This is a genomic window from Pedobacter suwonensis (genome assembly GCF_044762335.1).
GTDB lineage: Bacteria > Bacteroidota > Bacteroidia > Sphingobacteriales > Sphingobacteriaceae > Pedobacter.
In genome coordinates, this window is the sequence record NZ_JBIWEB010000003.1 from 194,410 (window position 1) to 210,012 (window position 15,603).

The following is a 15,603-nucleotide window of genomic DNA, read 5'->3' on the forward strand; positions in this document are numbered from 1 at the left end:
GATGCAATTTAATCAATTCAAAAACAAATTTCCAAATAATTTATGTGCCCGCATAAATTCTTACAGCACTACTATTACTATCGGATCGAAATTAAGCTAAATAAACAGCATAAGGATGAGGGAAACCGTAAGGTTAGACAGTTTATTTTTATATCAGACGCTTCGATTGTAAAGAAAAAAATGATTTCCTGGTATCTGGTATGTCTAATTTTGGCTAAAATTCATTTTTTTAAGTGTCTAAGACGTAACTGATAGTCAGAAGATTTAATTTTAATTGCTTCTTTTTTAACCACTTATTTAAAATAGAAAAAGTACGTTCTAAATAGTTTAAAATATATTTTTACATATTAAACAGAACTTCTATATTTGCAGCTCATTAAAAAAATGGGCCTCGGTAGCTCAGTTGGATAGAGCAACGGTTTTCTAAACCGTGGGTCAGGGGTTCGAATCCCTTCCGGGGTACTTAAGATGGCTTTCAGATCAACCCTGAAAGCCATTTTCATTTTAACGTATGCTACATCTGTTTGGAATTTTACGCAAGGGTTTAAAATTATTTAATTAATTATAAATTGAAACGTTTGGTTTGACGGGTTAGACAGAAACCACATACCATTACTTCTGAATATCCGGATTGCAATCTATTTCTTTCTTTTAGCGGAAAGGTTTTACTTTTGGACAGGCAATGATTTGCTAGCCGATATCATCACTGAACTCACTTGTTCCGCCTATACGCTCTAAATCAGTGCCAACCGGTAAGTGCAGATATGGGATAATGGCCTGATGATAATTTACAATGGTATTGACTTCGTAGATCATGGTATGCGTATGGCCGCCTAAAAGTTATTCTCTAACATGCAAACCTGATTACCTGGCTGCTTAACTGAACCGGTAAGCTTTAAACGCAAATAGCATAAGCCTTTTTTAATATGATTGACCATCCGAGCCGCATAAACAATTACTAAAGCGGTGTGTTATCAACTAATCAAATTTAATGCACAATATGATGAAATACCTGATGATGATACTTTATTGTTTTCTGATCTCTACGGCAGTCAGTTTGTTTGGGGTATTTATTTTGCAGACGATGAAGGTAATGGGTACAGCAGACACTGATTTTATCAACTTACCTTATGGCATTGCAGTCGGTTTCAATATCTGCCTGGCTTTTGGCACCCTGCCAGTATTATTTAACCTCAATAATACGGTTAAGTTTAGTCCGCTAATGAGTGCCTTAAGCTTTTTTCTGCTGCCAATGATACTGGTATTATTCTCCTTATTATTGATGTGGGACGAGCCATGGCCAGGAATACTCTTTGCGTTTCCTTATTTATCAGTATTAATGATTTTCTTTATGCGCTTTAGACGCGGACAGCATTTAAAGCAATATAATCAATAAAATTTCCCTGCAACCGGTATTGGACATTCGATACCTGGAGGGAAGCTTTATAAAGTAATTAATCGCTGGCCGACCGGATGTTGCGTATTAAATGAAGCACCTGCTGTATGGGTACCTTAATTATTACCAAGCGGGATTTATTACAATGATTGCCCAGGTTTGTAAACCTATAGTCTACACCCCAAACTAAGCATCTTCACCATTCCAAACATCATCATCAGCCTGCCTGATTTTTTTGTGACCGGAACTGACGCTCTTTAATTCTTCGTGGTGGTAATTTCTTTCCGGATTTTCGGGCAAGGTATGGTCATGATGGTCTGGCACTTGCTGCTGGTGCGCCGGCTTTTTTAGCTCCGGTAAATCATCGTGTACAACAGAGGGTGTTAAAATTTTCTTTGTGGGCTTATTGTGGTTTTCCATAATGACAATGGTATCAAATTTTAAGCCACAAGCAACATGTGGGTAATTTTTTTAGGGCGAGGGTAGCTGATGGGTTAAAAGCAGTAACTAAAAAAGGGCAATTATGGAGGGGTTACCAAAATCAGTTTAACATACCCCACTCCCCTTTAACCATGATAATTACCTTTAAAAGATGGTTTCGATAAACTTAAGGCCGGGAACTTATGGTGACACGTTTACGGCAACAATAAAAAAAGCCATTGGATGTTTTTATTTTTAGCCTCGTTGCCTCACCTGTTTGTTAATGAATAGCGACCGGATTTAGCTGAATAGCTAATTTGGCAAACCTGAGCACCTCTATACTCTGAAAACCGAAATCCTCTACCACTTTGCCTAGAATGAGGTAACAGCCTTTTCCTTTAAAAGGATACTGCGGGCTGGTATTGGGGAAATGGGTGGTATCAAAAAAATCGCCCCTGGCATCTAAAAAGGTACCGAACCACATTTTGTTATTTTTAATGGTATGAACAGTTTTTTCGCATACGTAATTCCCCACCATCCTTACCGTTTGGCCGAGGTACCTGGACAGATCGGCCGCCATTACCTCCCCGCGGAAAGGTGTTTTCAGAAAATCGAACATGTTATAGTTGAGCGGATAGCCCAACAGCTCTAATTCTGTGTAGGCATTTTCCAGATCAGAATCTGCCAGTGCCGGGAGCTGATAGGTTTTATAACTGATGTTAAACAGTTCGGCATGGTTTACTTTTTTCTGTTTAAAACCCAGGTATTGATGTACATCCCAGAGCAGGGTTTTACGATCTTTGCCGGTAAAGCGCAGCGCACCAAGCCTGATGAGGATAATGGCCTGTTCAAGCGAGATACAGGTACGCTTTACAAAATCTTCGAGATGGAGATACAAACCATTTGCGGCACGCTCCTGCGGAATGATTTTAATGACTTTTTCTTCCAGGCCCTGAATACCAATAAAGCCAAGGTAGGCATCCTCCCCCCTGATATTGACCACCTCATCGCTATGGTTAACACAGGGCAGGTGCACTTTGGCACCTGTTTTCTGCAGTTCGTACACGTAAACCCAGCGACTGTAAAAACCACCGTAATTATTCAGTACCGCTACCATAAACTCCATGGGGTAATAGGTTTTAAGGTAAAGGCTCTGGTAACTTTCAACAGCAAAGGAGGCCGAATGTGCTTTTGAAAAACTGTAACCGGCAAAAGAGGAGATTTGCCGCCAAACTTCGGTAATAAGCGCTTCTGAATGGCCCTGTTTTCTGGCTGAGGCAAAAAATTTATTCACCAGTTCATCAAAAGCCAGTTTTGAGCGGTACTTCCCGCTCATGGCTTTACGCAGGATATCGGCATCAGCCAGGTTTAAACCCGCAAAATAGTGGCATACTTTGATCACATCTTCCTGGTACACCATTACGCCATAGGTTTCGCTGAGCTGTTGTTTCATCACATCGCACAGGTAGACTACCTTTTCCGGGGCATGGTAACGTTCTATATACGATTTCATCATACCTGAACTGGCCACACCCGGGCGGATGATGGAACTGGCGGCCACGAGGGTAAGGTAATTGTCACATTTGAGTTTTTTGAGCAACTGCCGCATGGCCGGCGATTCGATGTAAAAACACCCGATGGGCTGACCTTCTTTAAGGATTGCATTTACTTTCTGGTCTTTTTTAAAGCTTTTGAAATCGTGGATATCGATGTCTTTATTTTTGTTCTGTTTAATGAGCTGCACCGCCTCGCGGATGTGCCCGATACCCCGCTGGCTTAAAATATCAAACTTTTCGTAACCGATGGCTTCAGCCTCGTACATATCCCATTGCACCGTAGGGAAACCTTTTGGGGGCATATCTAACGCAGTATAATAGGTAATCGGCTCCTGGGAAATCAAAATCCCGCCGGCATGGATAGAACGTTGATTGGGCATACTCCTGAGGTACCGGTGTACCGCCAGCAACTTCTGGTAAGTTGCATCTGACAAATTTTCGCGTTCTTTGGCGGGATCGGTAAAACCATCTATTTCTGCCTTAGGCAAACCCAAAACCTTACCAATTTCCCTGATTACTGCACGGTCTTTAAAAGTGCTCATGGTACCCAAAAACGCAACATGCCATTTTGGATAACGTTTAAAAATATATTTCTGAATGGTTTCCCGCTCATCCCAGGAGAAATCGATATCAAAATCGGGCGGGCTGGTTCGTTTCTCATGCAGGAAACGTTCGAAATACAGATCGAGATCAATGGGATCTACATCGGTAATGCGCAGGCAATAGGCAACCATACTGTTGGCGCCCGAGCCGCGGCCCACGTGGTAAAAACCACATTTATTGATGGCATACCGTACAATATCAAACGTGATGAGGAAATAAGCGCAGAAGTTTTTAAGTTCGATGATGCGAAGTTCTTTCTCCAGCCGTTTAAGGGCCTCCTGGTGGTATTCGCCATAACGGTATTTAAGCCCCAATGTGGCCAGCCGGCGGAGCATTTTTTTATCGCCCTCTACCCCTGTTTTGGTATAGTGAAACCTGTTTTTTGAGCTGGGTACGGTAGTCTCTTCAAAATAGGCGCTTAAATCGCAGCTGTTGATCAGCTTTTGGGTATTCTGAACGATAAAAGGATACTGCTCAAACCGCTGGGTAAGTTCGGCCTCGGGAATGAGAAATTCATCAGGTTCACATTTTTCGTCGTCAGGAACCTTACTTAAAAGGGTATTGAGTGCAATGGCCCGTAAATACTCATGCAAGCGATAGGTAACTTTATTGCTTATGGTAACGGGATGCCATACCAGCAGCTTATCTTTTTGCTTTAAAAGCGGATGTTGATACAAATGATTGAGCTGTTTTGCACGGATGCCGACATATTCGTTGGCATTAAGCGTTTTATTGAACGTTTTATAAAAGGGGTAAACGATATACACATTTTCCATTGCCGGCGGCGTTTGAGGAAGCGGAAGGTGATGAATATGATGGTGGCTTAAAAATGTATTGAGCTCGCGCATGCCTTCCTTATTTTTGGCAATACCCACATAGCGTAAACCATTATCGCCGCGGAATTCGATACCGGCTACCGGCTTGATCTGATAAGGGATATTACCTTTGTGTATATCATCAGCCTCTTTGGCTATGCCCTGTTTGTAACACTCGCGGATAAACTCAACCGCCCCGCCTGAGTTATTGATATCAGTAAGCACCATTTGGTGAATACCCAGATGCCGTGCGGCAGCAATAAGCTGATTAATGCTTTGTGTACCATATTTAAGGCTATAAGAAGAATGCACATTTAAAAACATAATTACTCGTATGATTTGGTACCTGTTGTTCCCTTCTCCCTCATAAAACTTCTGATTTTTGACCGCTTTCTGATTTCAGGCGCCTGTTCTGCCTCGTCGGCATTTTCGATCAGTTTTTTATTTTTACGCGGGTTGTATTTGATCACTTTCCCTTGTTCATCGCGGGGTGGCTGGGTAACAATACAAGCCTTTACCACTGCTTCGGCACCATAACTGTTGCGCACCCTATCCATGGCCTGGCAAAGGCTATACTCTTCTTCAGCAACGTTATACAGGCCAATCTGTTCGTAACCACTTACCAAGTGGGAAAGTTTTACGCCTACCAGGCGCAGCAGCATCCGTTTTGCATATACTTTTTCGAAGAGGCGATGGGCTTTGCTGATCAGAAATGAATCAAGCGAGGTATAGGGGATCCGCTCCTGCTGGGTAACGGTTTCGAAATTGGTATAACGCACGGTTACGGTAATGCAGGCAGTGAGTTTTTGCTGGTTGCGCAGCTGGAAAGTTAACCCGCTGACCATTCCGGTTATAATGGCTTTTAATTTAGCCATATCCATGGTATCGCTTTCAAAAGTGGCCTGTGTGCCGATAGATTTTCTTTCGCGGTAAGGCACCACGGGCGAAAGATCGATCCCGTTTGCCTTTTGCCATAAGCTTAAGCCATGCTGACCCAAAATTTTAAACATCAGCTGTTGCGGGATCTGAGTAAGTGTGCGGATATCGCGAACCCCCATTTCGCTCAGTTTTTTATAGGTGGCATGGCCAATGCCCGGAATTTTATGGATAGCCAAAGGATCGAGAAAGGGCCGCAATTCAGGAAAACTGACCTGCCTTTCGCCATCAGGCTTCGATTCGTTCGTGGCGATTTTAGCTACGGTTTTATTGATCGACAGGCCAAAGGAAATAGGCAGGTGCAGCTCTTTCATAATGTTTTGCCTGAGTGCAGATGCGAATTTCATGCAGCCAAAAAAGCGGTCCATACCGGTCATATCGATATAATGCTCATCAATGCTGGCTTTTTCGAAAAGCGGAACCTGATCGGCAATCATCTCGGTAATCTCATGCGAGGCTTTGGAATATTCTTCCATATCGCCTTTTAAAAATATGGCCTGAGGGCATAATAATTTAGCCGTCCTGCCCGGCATTGCAGCATGTATGCCATATTTTCGCGCCTCGTAACTACAGGAAGCAACCACCCCTCTATCGCCGCCGCCACCGATAATTACCGGCTTACCGGATAACCCGGGATTTTTTCTGATTTCTACAGATACAAAAAATGCATCCTGATCCATATGAATAATCTGCCTGTTTTGATCCATTTTCTTATGATTAGGGTGATTGAAATCAAAATTACTAATATTTTTAGTTTATTTAAAAATTGTAGCGCCGGTAGTTGTAAATTAATGCTAATAAATTTAGCCAATAATTAATGAAAATAGTTTATCCCTCCACTAAAAATGATGCAAACCATTGATGTACTGCGGCAATAAATGGAACTGATGGTGTGCATGTTAGGATACAGCCCACCTGGGCGGTTAGGCGAAACGGAGGATTGGAGACGGATATGGACCGCGAAAAATTGGCTTGTACCCGGGGCCCGGGTCTGTGCCCTCCCCGCATTGATGGCAGGTTAAATTTTACGATAGGCCAAAGGCCACAACAATCATTTGCTGGTCTGCTGTTTTGGTTATAAAAATAAAACTTTGTGTTCTTTTAAACTGTTAACTTAACAATCAACAAGATGGCTATGGAAACTAAAGACAATAAAAAAGCGGCTGAAAAAGCAAAAAATGAAAAAGGAAGCTCAAAAGGTAAGGCTTCCTTTGATCAGAATGGCGAAGGGGCATCAGAAAAATTTGGCCAGGCTGGCTCAACACCAAATGAATCAGGCGATGGCGGACCTGGCACAGTAAACAAAAACAAAGAAAATTAAAAGATAAAAAGAGTTTTACACTCTTTTTATCTTTCGTAAATACTCATCTTCTCGGCCAGTTCAATGATGCTTTTGATTTTAAGCTTTTGAAAAAGCCTAAGTTTATACGTACTTACTGTACCCATTTGAAGGTTTAGCTGATTGGAAATTTCCAGTACACCAATACCTTTTGTTAAAAGCTCTGCTACTTCCAGTTCGCGGCCGGATAGTTTGGTGAAAGGGTTATCGGCATCATTTCCCAATATGCTGTTAAACATATTCTCTTTAACATTTCTGCTGGAGTAGCGGCTACCCGCTAAAATAGTAGTAATTGCCGTTACAATTTCTGACTCTTCAGCATTTTTGGTTAAATAACCAGATGCACCTGATTTTAAATAAGGTACAGCATAAATGTTTTCATTTAATGACGAGAATACCAGAATTTTTGCGTTGGGCTGAACCACCTTAAGCTGATCGATTACCTTGAGGTTGTTACCACCCGGCAAATTCACATCGATGATGATTAAACTTGGTAATTTTTCGGTTTCTACCAGCGCCTGCTCCATTGTAGCGGCGTGAATGATTTCGACACCAGGCCAAAAGTCTGATATTAAGCCTTTTAAACCACGACGGATAATTTCGTGATCATCGGCGATGAGTACAGTAAAAGTACTTACGGCATTTTTTGTTTTCATGTATAATTAAGGATATTCTGCAAGTTAGCAAAAAGTTACTTTTTTCATACAATTGTAGTGAATTTTTTGTTAAAACTTGTAAATATTATTATACACAATTTAACTTTTTTGTTGAAAACTTGAAATATGCAGCAGCGCCGTCAATGAATTTCCTGCCTATACCATTCTAACCCAGGGAATAAACACCTGCCTGTTGATGGCTGTTACCAATCCCTTTTTAGCAGTTTAACACTGCCATTACGCATAAGCAGCCCCTATCTGATTTTGCTATAAGCACGAATGAAACCGAAAGAAATAACACACTGGTTAATAAACAGATAACAGCCAAAACAGATCTAAAAAACACTTTTGTATTGAGGAGAAAAAGAAAATATCAGTATTGTTTGCTGACACGAATAAATGAAAACCATTTTAAACAGGAACGGCCACCAATGTACACCCAATACTACATATTAAAGAAAAAACGTACCTGAATTTAAGGGCGTGTATTAAAAATATTTTATTGACAAAAGTCAACTGAATATTTCAGAGTGTTATTAATACTACATATTGATAAACGCCAATACATGAAATACAGAAGCAAAGAAAACTCATTAAAAATGATCAGATCCTGGCCCGGATACGGCTCAGTGTTTCCAACCTGATGGCAAGGAAAGAAGCGATGTATTTTAGTGAAACCCGGTTAATAAGATCGGGAAAGGAAACCAGGAACCGCTGGTATCGTTTTTCAGCAGAAGAAATTCTGCAGAGATAGGCACGTTCTTCAGCCGAACGGTAATATAACTCCATCATTTTCCTGCCCACAATATTCGCTTCGGTAAAGTTCTCATATAGGTGTTCTGACAGCACGTGCGGAATGGCAATCAAATCAACATCTTCCAATGCCTGTAAATATTCATCTGATTCGCTTTCTAACCATAAATTGCGTATGGTACCCACTACTTCGTTTTCTTTCGCAATCCAGGTGGTAATTTCGGTACTTCCGTCTTTGATAAACCCCCTGACAACGCCTTTTACAATCAAAAAGAGATATTTATTGCGGTCAACCGGTGAAATGACGTATTTGTTCTTTCTATAGCTGACTGGAAACGTATGCTTATTGATGCGTCTTTCAATTTCATCATTTAATGGATGAAACTTCTTGAAAATATCGATCAGTGGCGAAGAATTGTTGTATTTTTTCCACTTGTCCTCATCAGATAAATTAACTGCAATCATAGCATCAGGGTTCGGATAGACAAATTTTTCCTTTTAAAGAAATTTGCCTGTAATAATAAGCACATTGATTTAAAAAAAGAAGTTTTTAATCACTTATCACTCAAAATGACATCAAAAAGTTTTCTCTACCCCAAGGCCAAATAATGCAAAGTCGTACTTTACCGGATCTGAGGGGTCGAATTCCTTTAACCGGGCAGTTAACTCTACCGCTGTTAACCAATCGGTTTGCTTTCGGTTAATGAGGCCTAACAACCGCCCTACCCTGTCTACATGCACATCGCAAGGACAAATCAGATCTTTAGGCTTCAGCCTGTCCCAGATCCCGAAATCAACACCGTTATGATCGGCCCTGACCATCCACCTTAAAAACATATTTAAACGCTTGCAGGTTGATTTTTGCTGTGGTGAAGAGATATGCTTTTTGGTACGGTGCGGAAAATCATCAAGCGAAAAAAAATACTGCCTGAAATAATTGAGGCTTTGTTCAATGGAAACCTGGAGCTGCCCGGCTAAACAAACTTCGGGAGCGGCATAGGTTACCACTTCAGCTACCTTGATACAGACATCAGGAACTACTTCCTGTTTAGGCAGAAAAGCCTGTTCCAGACTATCAAACCGGCTGTAATGCATGTTGAAGAACGAAATAAAATAAAGAAGATCTGTATCGTTAAAGGTACGGTGCTTAAAGTGAAGCAGCCGTTTTAAATCATTGTCGTTATGGTTCAGAACAAAATCGTATGGGGCATTGTCCATCCGGTTAAGCAAATCGCGGCATTTACTGATGATGGTTTTCCGTTGACCCCAGGCCAAAACCGCGGCAAAAAAACCAGCAATTTCGATATCCTGTTTTTTATCAAAAAGATGCGGAATGCAAACCGGATCGTTGGCGATAAAATCAGGATGATTGTACTGCTCGGCTTTGCGGTCAAGAAAATTCTTTAGCTCCAGAAATTGCATATGGGTAATTATTTTTTACGAAAACAGCAGCACACCAGCAGCTAACTAAACCGGGTTGAAACGGTATCATTTTTTGTTTTGGAGATTTTGATAAAGCCGGCACTTCGGCAAAAAGATGCAGTGTAAAGCCCTACGAACAAAACCTTAGCACGGCAGCTGCTTTACAAAAAATAAAAAAACCGGGCAAATGATCACCATAATGCCCGATAGAATTTTAAGCCAGTGCGCGTTCCAGATCTTCCAAAAGATCATCAATATCTTCTACGCCCACGCTTAAACGCAGCAGATTATCCGTCACGCCAACTTTCTCCCTTTCTTCTTTTGGAATGGAACCATGCGTCATGGTAGCCGGGTGATTGATTAAAGATTCTACCCCGCCTAAAGATTCGGCAAGTGTAAATACCTTAAAGTTAGATGAAATCCGGAAGGTTTCTTCCAGATCAGCGTTTTTTAACGTAATCGAAATCATGCCTCCAAAGCCCCGCATCTGTTTTTTAGCTACCGCATGGTTAGGATGATCTTCGAAACCCGGCCAATAGATTTTATCAACCTTTGGATGTGTTTTTAGATAATGTGCAACACGCTCCCCGTTTTCGCAATGTGCCCTCATCCGGAGATGAAGCGTTTTAATGCCCCTTAAAACCAAAAAGGCATCTTGCGGACCCGGTGTTGCACCGCAGGCATTGTAAATAAACCACAGCTCTTTATACAATTGCTCATTATTGGTTACCAAAGCCCCCATTACAACATCAGAGTGGCCACCGATATATTTGGTTACCGAATGCATCACAATGTCGGCACCGAGATCGATAGGGTTTTGCAGGTATGGCGATGCAAAGGTATTATCGACAGTTAATATGAGGTTTTTCTCCTTGGTAATTTTTGCTACCCCCTCAATATCAATAATCTGCATGGTTGGATTGGTGGGTGTTTCTATCCACACCAGCTTTGTTTTATCGTTGATATAAGGCAAAATATTTTCTGGGCTGGAAAGATCCAGAAAATGGAATTTGATGCCATATTTGCTATATATTTTAGTAAAAATACGGTATGAGCCACCATAAAGATCATTTCCGGTAATCACTTCATCCCCCGGTTGCAATAATTTTAATACCGCATCAGTAGCGCCCATCCCGCTGGAAAAGGCTAAGCCATATTTGGCATTCTCTAAAGCAGCCAAACAATCTTCCAAAGCCTTACGGGTAGGGTTTGTTCCTCTTGAATACTCGTAGCCCTTGTTATCTCCGGGAGATTTTTGCCAATAGGTGGAGGTTTGATATATGGGTGTCATTACGGCACCAGTAGTTGGATCAGGCTCTTGCCCGGCATGTATGGCTTTAGTTGCGAATTTCATTTTTTTTTAGTTTTGAGATTTGAGACAATAGATGTGAGATACAAGATTTGTTTTCTCTCAAATCTTATATCTCATATCTAAAACCTACCTAATATGCTCTTGCAAACAATACCCTTTGGGTAGACGGCTTTCCTGAATAAATACATACGCCATCTTCCAGTTTATTATTTAACGGAATACAACGTATAGTTGCTTTCGTTTCTTCCTTAATTTTTTGTTCCGTTTCCGGCGTTCCGTCCCAATGTGCCGAAATAAAACCGGCTTTGGTATCCAACAGTTCCTGAAATTCTTCGTAACTGTTTGCTTCGGTGATATGCTCATCACGATAAGCCAGTGCCTTATTGAACATGTTCTGTTGAATATCTTCCAATAATTTGGCTACATAGATATCGAGGCCCTCCTGCGGTACTGTTTGTTTAACTTTGGTATCTCTGCGGGCAATTTCTACCGTTTTATTTTCCAGATCGCGGCCGCCAATCGCGATGCGCACCGGCACGCCTTTCATTTCGTAATCCGCAAATTTAAAGCCCGGGCGTTGCGTATCACGATCATCATATTTAACCGAAATACCCATTCCCTTTAAACGTAAGCTTAGTTCGTTAACATATGCTGAAATTTTAGCAAGATCCTCATCGCTTTTGTAGATCGGAACAATAACCACCTGTACCGGTGCCAGTTTCGGTGGAATAACCAGGCCGGAATCATCACTGTGTGCCATAATCAATGCACCCATTAAACGGGTAGAAACGCCCCATGAGGTAGCCCATACATGGTCCAATTTTCCATCTTTGCCCGTAAATTTAACATCGAAAGCTTTTGCAAAATTCTGTCCTAAAAAGTGCGAAGTACCCGCCTGCAGCGCTTTACCATCCTGCATCAAAGCTTCAATGCAATAGGTATCCAAAGCACCTGCAAAACGCTCGTTTGGTGATTTACGCCCCCTGATTACCGGAACGGCTAACCAGTTTTCTGCAAAATCGGCATAGATATGCAACATACGTTCGGTTTCTTCAATCGCCTCTTCTGCAGTAGCGTGGGCCGTATGTCCTTCCTGCCATAAAAATTCAGCCGTACGCAGAAACAGCCTGGTACGCATTTCCCACCTTACTACATTGGCCCATTGGTTAATGAGTATGGGTAAATCGCGGTATGACTGGATCCACCCCTTATAGGTATTCCAGATAATGGTTTCTGAAGTTGGCCTGACGATTAATTCTTCTTCCAATTTGGCAGTTTCATCTACAACGATATTGCCATTGCCATCGTTTTTAAGCCGGTAATGGGTGACAACAGCACATTCTGTCGCAAATCCCTCTACGTGCGAGGCTTCCTTTGAAAAAAATGACTTTGGGATGAATAATGGAAAATAAGCATTCTGATGCCCGGTATCTTTAAACATCTTATCGAGTATGGCCTGCATTTTTTCCCATATGGCATAGCCGTTGGGCTTTATAACCATGCAGCCACGCACCGCAGAATGCTCTGCGAGGTCGGCTTTCAATACGATATCATTATACCACTGGGAATAATCTGTCTCTCTACTTGTAATTTCTTTGCTCATCTTATGTATTTGGAACGTAATTTGTACGTTAAAATGTGTAAAATTAATGGCAAATTTATAAATTTATGCCTACAAACGATTAACAACAACCTCAAATATTTTACAGCTGTTTTTCGACCAAAAAAATAGGCAATAATTCTTTACTTTTGATTTGTTTATTACATAAGTAAACGCACACAACTAAATATAAACACAATGAAACCAATTAAATTTTTACCCATTGTCATGATTGCCACCGCCGGGATGGTGGCCTCATGCTCAACATCCAAACTGGCTCAAACAAAGCCGGTTGATGATGTTTATAATTCTGTAGCGAAAGCCAGAGAGGTGGAAGTTGTTCTTCCTGCTCAAAATCAACAGGCGCAGAATCAAAACAACGGTCAGGAAGAATATGATGAGTATTATGGAACTAGCAATCCATATTACGACATGGATTATGCTTCCAGGATCAACCGTTTTCATAACGGATACAGCTTTCAGGGTTATTATGACCCCTATTTCGATAACTACTATTATGGCAACAGTTATGGCCCTTCCAACTATTTAGGTTTTGGTTTGGGCTGGAACAGCGGTTATGGTTTAGGTGGCTGGGGCTTTGGCGGCGGCTGGGGCTGGGGCAGTATCTGGAACAACCCTTTCTATTATGGCAACTACGGTTTCGGCTGGAATAACCCTTGGGCATGGAACGCCTGGGGACCTTACTCCTATTACGACCGTTTTGGCTGGGGCGGTGGATACTACGGCGGAGGCTGGGGTATCGGCGGAGGATATTATGGCGGCGGTGTATATACCAACAACAATTTCAGACCAAGGCCAGGAAGTAATGACAGGGGTACCCCTAGATATGGCAATGGAAATGGTGGTAACTTAGGCAGACCAAGCAGAAGTGGTATTGTGAATCAGAACGGAGGCGTATCTTACGCACCAAACAACAATGCCGGCAGGCCGGTTAGAAACCAGGGTGGCTATAGCCAAAATGACGGCATGCAAAGCGGCAGACCAACCAGAAACAGTAATTATTCACCTCAGCAAGGCTCACAAAGCAGCAGACCTACCAGAAATGAAGGTTATACCCCTCCTGCAAGAACCGAAAGCAGGCCAACTTATTCTCCTCCACCATCATCATATGGCGGCGGCGGTGGCGGCTCTACTGGTGGTGGAGGCGGTGGTGGCTCAAGACCATCAAGAGCTGGAAGAGGTTAATTATAAAATCTAAACACACAAATGAAAAAAATAATCATGGCTTCTCTAGTAGCTACAGTAGCTGCTATGGGAACAACATATGCCCAAAGTTATGCACCTGATGCATTCCGTTTCTCTCAAACCAATTATGGTAGCTCTGCCCGTTTTAAAGGAATGGGCGGCGCGCAAATCGGCGTTGGTGGCGATATCGGTTCTATTAATGCCAATCCTGCCGGATTAGGCTTGTTTACCAAATCGGAATTTAGCATCACACCCGAATTTAACTCGGTATCTAACAATAGCGCTTACCTGGGAAATAATACGAAAGCCAATAAAAGCCAGATTAACCTGAATAATATAGGCGTGGTATTTTACAGTCCTGCAGCTAAAATGAAAGGAGCTGCTGTAGATAAAGGTTTAGTAAGTACGGTATTTGGCTTAAGCTATACCCGCAACAATGATTTTTTGAATAACATCAATTACAATGGTTTAAATACCAATAGCTCCATCAGGGATTCTTACGTAGATCAGGCCAATAATTTCGGTGTATCAAACAGCATTGCTGGTGATGCCTACAACAGTTTCCTGATTAATAAAAACACCCCTACTTATCCGAACCGATATTCTGCCGAGCCTTACAATAATGCCAGTTTCCAACAGAACTGGAACGAATCGAGGTTAGGTTCGACTTCAGAATTTAACGTGGCTGGTGCACTTAATTTTGGCAATAAGGTATACATCGGCGCTACAGCAAGTTTTGTTAATGTTAGGTACACCAGCGACGCTGCATTTACTGAGTCAGGTATTGTTAATTCTTATAATGATGGCGACGCTGTACCTACCTACAACGGAAATGAAAATTACAACCTTAGCCATTTCAGGAACCAGGAAACAAAAGGCGGTGGATTTAACTTGAAATTAGGTGCTATTTTCAGACCGGTTAGCGAATTAAGGATCGGCTTAAATTTCCAGACACCAACCTGGATGAACATTGAAGATAATACCAGTGAGACTTTGCAAGCTACCACTGCAGGAAATGCGAATACCGGACCAACCAAATCTAACAATCCAACGCAATATTATGCATTCACATATAACTTACGTACACCACTTAAAGCTTCAGCTGGTATCAGTTATGTTATTGCAGGTACTGCCTTAATATCAGCTGATGTGGATTATGTAGATTATTCTTCTATGCGTTTCTCTGATGCTAATGGCTCAGATATTTCAACCATCAATGCCAACAATTCTTTTATCAAAAATAATTATAAAGAAACTATCAACTATAGAGCCGGCGCTGAGGTAAAAGTAACTAATGAATTAAGTTTACGTGCAGGTTATGGAGTAAATGGAAGTGGTATTAAAGATGGTGACAACAATTTCTTTAAAGGTCAATACTACACGGGTGGTATCGGATATCGTATAGATAATTATTATTTCGATGTTGCATACCAGAACTATAAAACGAATTTCAATTCAAGTCCTTATTTACTGGATGATTATACAGAACCGGTTGCTGATGTTAAAAGCAATAGAAATAATGTATTCCTTACTTTTGGAGTAAGGTTTTAAGTTTAACTACACGATATAAAAACGGCTCAGTTTAAAAA

General features: G+C 41.5%; 13 protein-coding genes and 1 tRNA gene. 5 read left to right on the plus strand and 9 right to left on the minus strand.

All coding sequences use genetic code 11. The features are described 5' to 3' along the window. Positions 1–388: 388 nt before the first annotated feature. Positions 389–462: transfer RNA gene (locus ACIQXP_RS06725), tRNA-Arg, on the plus strand. 228 nt (positions 463–690) lie between these two features. Here ACIQXP_RS06725 and ACIQXP_RS06730 read toward each other — a convergent pair. Then, the gene (locus ACIQXP_RS06730) at positions 691–816 is read right to left on the minus strand and encodes a hypothetical protein (RefSeq protein ID WP_387505023.1); all 126 of its coding nucleotides are present in this window, start codon (positions 814–816) and stop codon (positions 691–693) included. A 184-nt stretch (positions 817–1,000) separates the two neighbouring features. Between ACIQXP_RS06730 and ACIQXP_RS06735 the strand changes: the two genes are divergently transcribed. Next, on the plus strand, positions 1,001–1,396 hold the full coding sequence (locus ACIQXP_RS06735; protein WP_387505022.1) for a hypothetical protein: 396 nt from the start codon (positions 1,001–1,003) through the stop codon (positions 1,394–1,396). A 186-nt stretch (positions 1,397–1,582) separates the two neighbouring features. On the opposite strand, the gene ACIQXP_RS06740 is transcribed toward ACIQXP_RS06735, so the two are convergent. From ACIQXP_RS06740 to dinB, 3 genes are all read right to left on the minus strand, one after another. Then, positions 1,583–1,816 (minus strand): hypothetical protein, encoded by a 234-nt coding sequence (locus ACIQXP_RS06740; RefSeq protein ID WP_387505021.1) that lies wholly within the window; start codon positions 1,814–1,816, stop codon positions 1,583–1,585. A gap of 280 nt (positions 1,817–2,096) precedes the next feature. Further along, entirely contained in the window at positions 2,097–5,114 is a 3,018-nt protein-coding gene (locus ACIQXP_RS06745) for a DNA polymerase III subunit alpha (protein WP_387505020.1), read from the minus strand. Positions 5,115–5,116: 2 nt separating this feature from the next. Continuing rightward, positions 5,117–6,433: a DNA polymerase IV gene (dinB, locus tag ACIQXP_RS06750; protein ID WP_387505019.1), complete on the minus strand. Its 1,317-nt coding sequence runs from the start codon at positions 6,431–6,433 to the stop codon at positions 5,117–5,119. Between the two features lie 428 nt (positions 6,434–6,861). Here dinB and ACIQXP_RS06755 point away from each other — a divergent pair, with 428 nt between their 5' ends. After that, positions 6,862–7,047, plus strand: coding sequence for a hypothetical protein (locus ACIQXP_RS06755; protein WP_387505018.1), 186 nt, complete (start codon positions 6,862–6,864; stop codon positions 7,045–7,047). 26 nt (positions 7,048–7,073) lie between these two features. On the opposite strand, the gene ACIQXP_RS06760 is transcribed toward ACIQXP_RS06755, so the two are convergent. The 5 genes from ACIQXP_RS06760 to proS all read right to left on the minus strand — a co-directional run bounded on the left by ACIQXP_RS06760 (position 7,074) and on the right by proS (position 12,811). Further along, entirely contained in the window at positions 7,074–7,721 is a 648-nt protein-coding gene (locus ACIQXP_RS06760; protein ID WP_090987053.1) for a response regulator, read from the minus strand. Between the two features lie 603 nt (positions 7,722–8,324). Then, the gene (locus ACIQXP_RS06765; protein WP_145855126.1) at positions 8,325–8,939 is read right to left on the minus strand and encodes a Crp/Fnr family transcriptional regulator; all 615 of its coding nucleotides are present in this window, start codon (positions 8,937–8,939) and stop codon (positions 8,325–8,327) included. A 111-nt stretch (positions 8,940–9,050) separates the two neighbouring features. Beyond that, positions 9,051–9,896, minus strand: coding sequence for a TIGR02757 family protein (locus ACIQXP_RS06770; protein WP_387505017.1), 846 nt, complete (start codon positions 9,894–9,896; stop codon positions 9,051–9,053). Positions 9,897–10,110: 214 nt separating this feature from the next. Beyond that, positions 10,111–11,250: a cystathionine gamma-synthase gene (locus ACIQXP_RS06775; protein ID WP_387505016.1), complete on the minus strand. Its 1,140-nt coding sequence runs from the start codon at positions 11,248–11,250 to the stop codon at positions 10,111–10,113. 88 nt (positions 11,251–11,338) lie between these two features. After that, the gene (proS, locus tag ACIQXP_RS06780) at positions 11,339–12,811 is read right to left on the minus strand and encodes a proline--tRNA ligase (protein WP_387505015.1); all 1,473 of its coding nucleotides are present in this window, start codon (positions 12,809–12,811) and stop codon (positions 11,339–11,341) included. Positions 12,812–13,006: 195 nt separating this feature from the next. On the opposite strand from proS, the gene ACIQXP_RS06785 reads away from it, so the two are divergent. Together ACIQXP_RS06785 and ACIQXP_RS06790 are read left to right on the plus strand one after the other, a co-directional pair. Further along, a complete protein-coding gene (locus ACIQXP_RS06785) occupies positions 13,007–14,014 on the plus strand; it encodes a hypothetical protein (protein WP_387505014.1) in 1,008 nt (335 codons plus the stop codon). 21 nt (positions 14,015–14,035) lie between these two features. After that, the gene (locus tag ACIQXP_RS06790) at positions 14,036–15,565 is read left to right on the plus strand and encodes an OmpP1/FadL family transporter (RefSeq protein ID WP_387505013.1); all 1,530 of its coding nucleotides are present in this window, start codon (positions 14,036–14,038) and stop codon (positions 15,563–15,565) included. The last annotated feature ends 38 nt before the right edge of the window (positions 15,566–15,603 follow it).

Bases quoted from the DNA above. Each gene is read 5' to 3' on its own strand.
- ACIQXP_RS06730 (WP_387505023.1), bottom strand. From the start codon at position 816: ATGATCTACGAAGTCAATACCATTGTAAATTATCATCAGGCCATTATC.
- ACIQXP_RS06735 (WP_387505022.1), top strand. From the start codon at position 1,001: ATGATGAAATACCTGATGATGATACTTTATTGTTTTCTGATCTCTACG.
- ACIQXP_RS06740 (WP_387505021.1), bottom strand. From the start codon at position 1,816: ATGGAAAACCACAATAAGCCCACAAAGAAAATTTTAACACCCTCTGTT.
- ACIQXP_RS06745 (WP_387505020.1), bottom strand. From the start codon at position 5,114: ATGTTTTTAAATGTGCATTCTTCTTATAGCCTTAAATATGGTACACAA.
- dinB (WP_387505019.1), bottom strand. From the start codon at position 6,433: ATGGATCAAAACAGGCAGATTATTCATATGGATCAGGATGCATTTTTT.
- ACIQXP_RS06755 (WP_387505018.1), top strand. From the start codon at position 6,862: ATGGAAACTAAAGACAATAAAAAAGCGGCTGAAAAAGCAAAAAATGAA.
- ACIQXP_RS06760 (WP_090987053.1), bottom strand. From the start codon at position 7,721: ATGAAAACAAAAAATGCCGTAAGTACTTTTACTGTACTCATCGCCGAT.
- ACIQXP_RS06765 (WP_145855126.1), bottom strand. From the start codon at position 8,939: ATGATTGCAGTTAATTTATCTGATGAGGACAAGTGGAAAAAATACAAC.
- ACIQXP_RS06770 (WP_387505017.1), bottom strand. From the start codon at position 9,896: ATGCAATTTCTGGAGCTAAAGAATTTTCTTGACCGCAAAGCCGAGCAG.
- ACIQXP_RS06775 (WP_387505016.1), bottom strand. From the start codon at position 11,250: ATGAAATTCGCAACTAAAGCCATACATGCCGGGCAAGAGCCTGATCCA.
- proS (WP_387505015.1), bottom strand. From the start codon at position 12,811: ATGAGCAAAGAAATTACAAGTAGAGAGACAGATTATTCCCAGTGGTAT.
- ACIQXP_RS06785 (WP_387505014.1), top strand. From the start codon at position 13,007: ATGAAACCAATTAAATTTTTACCCATTGTCATGATTGCCACCGCCGGG.
- ACIQXP_RS06790 (WP_387505013.1), top strand. From the start codon at position 14,036: ATGAAAAAAATAATCATGGCTTCTCTAGTAGCTACAGTAGCTGCTATG.